Genomic DNA, 3,894 nt, shown 5'->3' on the forward strand with positions numbered 1-3,894 from the left:
GAGGTCAAGATACGGCCAACCACTCTGCGCCTGAACTGCACCCCTGCGGTGAACCTGTTCAAACGCGACAGCGAGGCGATATCGCTGGATGGTACGCAAACCGAATATCCGCTGTGTGCCAGTTACCATCATCCTGAACGCTACGAGATTTTCTCGGTCGATAGCGTGGAAAGCTGGCTAAGCAAAGATCCCAAGGGCAGCGGGCGAGGGAAGGGCAGAAGCTATCCGGCGTTTGAAAGTTTCCATCATCAGGTGGAGCCTGCGCAGGAGCGCAACATGCTCTATTACCGCCTGCGGGTGAGAAACTCGCTGTTCCGTAAGGGCTTTGAGCATTACATCTCCTTTGTGCGCAGTGATGAGACGCAGGTGGCGCTGTCTCAAGAAAACGTGTCGGTCAGCATGACCTGTACCAACCGCGAATTACCGTTGGCGCTGCGTGTAGGTGATATCTGCAAACGCACGGAAGCGGGTCCTTCATTCGCCACCTTCCGCAATATTACCCGGCCTTCGGTACCGCTGTATCCGGTGTTGGATGGCAGCCTGCAATGGTCTTTATTGTCCAATATGTCATTGAACTACATGTCATTATTGGACAAGGATTCGTTAAAGCAGATCCTGCAGACCTATGATTTTCCCAGCGTACACAACCGGCAATCCGCCCGGTCGTCGCAAAAAAAACTGGACGCGATTTCGCGTATCGAGACCCAGCCTATCGACAGGTTGTTCCGTGGTTTACCGGTCAGAGGATTGCAAACCACCCTCTGGCTGGAGCAAAGCGCTTTTGGTTCTGAAGGTGAGCTCTACCTGTTTGGTACGGTGCTGGCACGCTTCTTCTCCCTGTATGCCAGCGTCAACTCGTTCCACCTTTTGAAAGTCATCAATCTTGATAATCAGGAATGTTACCAATGGCCGGTACAGACGGGTCAACATGCATTGATGTAAGCGTGGGTGCAGGCGTACCGCCCGAACCCGTGCTGGATGTTTCACGCTATAACTTTTACCAATTGGTCGAGCTGCTCAACCAAATGGCGGTAGCGTGGCCAAAATCCCCCGGTTCAATCAGGCCCGCCGATGAGGCAATCCGCTTTAAATCGACCGCCAGCCTGGCTTTTCCAACCCGTGACGTGATCGCGTTGGAGACTTCCGCTCGCGGCCAGTTTGAGTTGGAAGTCTCGTTTCTCGGGCTGCATGGCAGCCAGTCGCCGTTGCCCGGTTATTACCTGGACTCGTTGGCCTGGGAAGATGCCCAGAATGAAAACCGCCTGACGGATTTTCTCAACGTGTTCAACCACCGGCTGTTAACGCTGCTGCATCTGATTTGGCGCAAATACCGCTACTACATCTGCTTTGACGAGGGCGGTAATGATGATGTCTCGCAGCGTATGTTCGCGCTAGTGGGATTAAGTAACGAGGCGACCCGCAAAAAACTGCGTATCCACCACGGCAAAATGCTGGCCTATGCCGGCTTGCTGGCCAGCCCTGGACGTGCCCCGGAAGTGATTTGCAGCCTGGTGGCGCACTGTTTCAATCTGGCGGATGTGACGCTGCAAAGTTGGCAGATGCGCAAGGTTAAAATCGCCCCGGAACAGCAGAATCGCCTGGGCGGCAGGGTGAAGGTCAGCGGCCAGAAATACCAGGGGAAATCGGTGCTTGGCGTCAATTTCTCGCTGGGATCGCAGGTGGCGGATCGCAGCGGCAAGTATCAGCTGTGCCTCAACCAACTGACGCGTGAGCAGTTCTTGTCATTTTTACCTAACGGGGCGAACTACGAACCGTTAGAGATGTTTGTGGCCTTCATTATGCGTGACCAGTTTTCGTGGGATTTGCGCCTGGGGCTGGCTGAGCAGCAGGTGGGCGGCATGATCCTGGGGACAGAACAAAACAACCTGTTGGGCTGGACCAGCTTCCTCGGGGAACCCGAGCAACAGCCCCACGTAACCATCAGCGTTATGGAATGATAATCAAGATTCAGGAAGAGAGATCATGGATAAACAGCAACCGACGCTATCATTGCGAGTCGTCAATAGTGACAGATTGGAAAGTGGCAAACCGGCCAGCAGCCTGTTTAATGCACAGGGTGGGGTGGTTGGCAGTGACGGCAGCCATCATTGGTCTATTCAGGATCAGGGCGGCAATATCAGCCCTTCACAGTTTGCCATTGAATGGCGCGACGGTTCCTTTTGCCTGCGGGTACTCAACGGTGCGGTGAGTATTAACCAGTCGATGCTGACGGCAAACTCCGGTTTGGTGCGCATCCAGCAAGGTGATGAGATCAGCGTGGGCAAGCTGGCCATCAAGAGCCATATCAGCCGCTCGAACGCCGATATGATCGATCCGCTGATGGTATCACCGGAATCGCTGGTCTCCAGCTACAGCAACCCGCTGGAAGCGATGATGGAAGGAGGGAGTGCGCAGGCTTCCCACCATGAGCAGGACAACCGCCTGGCCGCCACGGTCGCCAACGGTTTCAGCCACGATCCGCTGCGGGTATTGGAAACCGAAAGCCTGACGATGCACGACCCTATGAGCACCCTCACCGGTGCCGATCAATCGTTACAACAGGACCGCTACCGCGATCCGCTGTTCTCTTCCCCACTTTCTGATATCACCAAGGACAGGGCCATGGATCAGGAGTTTATCGATCTGCCGCAAATAAGCAGTTTTCTTTCCGGCCAGCAGGCGCCGTCAGACAGCAAGATGGAACAGCAGCACGTGGCGATCACGCCGCTGATGCGGGGTTTTGGTGCGCAACTGCCGATCCGCAACAGCCAGGAGGCCAATGACTTCCTCGAGGAAGCTGGCAAAACGCTCAAGGCCGCCATTGAAGGGCTATTGGCCTTGCAGCGCAGCCAACACGGCCTGCGGGACAAGCATCTGCGGCCCATCGAAGATAACCCGCTGCGCCTGAATATGGATTACGACACCACGCTCAGCCTGCTGTTTGCCGATCAAAAAAGCCCGGTCCACCTTTCCGCCCCGGCGGCGGTGGCTGAGAGCCTGCATAACCTGCGCTTGCACCATCAGGCCAACCAGCAGGCGATTGCCCAGGCGTTGAACACCATGTTGGAAGCCTTCTCCCCAGAGCGATTGCTGACGCGCTTTAGCCATTACATGCGTAGCAACGAGCGCCAGGATCAAGACTCTGCCTGGGCCTGGGAAATGTATAAAAACTACTACCAGGAATTGGCCTCCAGCCGCCAGCAGGGCTTCGAAAAGCTGTTTGGCGAAGTGTATGAACAGGCTTACGACCAGGCGCTGCGCCAGGGGATGAAGGACAGCGAACGATGAAAGGTGGCAGAGGTTACTTTCTGACGACGGCGCTATGCCTGGTGCTGATGCTGTCAGGATGCACGATTTGGAAAAACAAGAAGCCGGAGCGTGTTACCGAGCAACCTTCTACGCTGCGGTTAACGCTGTTGGCAGACGCGAATATCAACCCCAATGAGAAAGGCGAGGCCGCGCCGACCGAGATTGCGGTGGTGTACCTGAGCGATGATTCCAAACTGCTGGCGGCCGACTACGACCAGCTCGACACGGAAATACTGAAGAAAACGCTTAGCAAGAACTACATCGACCACCAGGAATACACCCTGCTGCCGAGCCAGTATAAACCGTTACCGGCCATTGAGCTGGAAGAGAAGACCCACTATTTGGGGGTGATTGCCTACTATGCCGACGTTGACCGCGCTGAATGGAAAAAAATCATCAAGATCAGAGATGTTGGTTATAACTATGGCGTGCTGATCCACGTTAAAGCGGATGAAATTGACTTAAGGAAAGAGGAAGAATAACCATGCCGACCAAGAATCGAGTGATCTGGCGCGAAGGCCTGTTCATTAAGCCACAACACTTTCAACAGCAACAAAGACATAACGATTATCAGCTGCAGCGCCG

At 54.8% G+C, this 3,894-nt stretch carries 4 protein-coding genes; all 4 read left to right on the forward strand.

The window, feature by feature from the left end:
• The coding region (tssF, locus tag ACLQ7H_RS24600) for a type VI secretion system baseplate subunit TssF (RefSeq protein ID WP_411754934.1) at positions 1-942 on the forward strand (942 nt) is incomplete at its 5' end.
• Positions 906-1,958, forward strand: coding sequence for a type VI secretion system baseplate subunit TssG (gene tssG / locus ACLQ7H_RS24605; protein WP_411754935.1), 1,053 nt, complete (start codon positions 906-908; stop codon positions 1,956-1,958). The genes tssF and tssG, both read left to right, overlap by 37 nt.
• 25 nt (positions 1,959-1,983) lie before the next feature.
• Positions 1,984-3,288: a type VI secretion system-associated FHA domain protein TagH gene (gene tagH, locus ACLQ7H_RS24610; protein WP_411754936.1), complete on the forward strand. Its 1,305-nt coding sequence runs from the start codon at positions 1,984-1,986 to the stop codon at positions 3,286-3,288.
• Positions 3,285-3,791, forward strand: a complete 507-nt coding sequence (gene tssJ, locus ACLQ7H_RS24615) for a type VI secretion system lipoprotein TssJ (protein WP_411754937.1) — start codon at positions 3,285-3,287, stop codon at positions 3,789-3,791. The genes tagH and tssJ overlap by 4 nt, the downstream gene beginning before the upstream one ends.
• Positions 3,792-3,894: the final 103 nt, after the last annotated feature.

Origin of the sequence: Serratia sp. (in: enterobacteria) (assembly GCF_046715635.1) — a bacterium.
GTDB lineage: Bacteria > Pseudomonadota > Gammaproteobacteria > Enterobacterales > Enterobacteriaceae > Chania.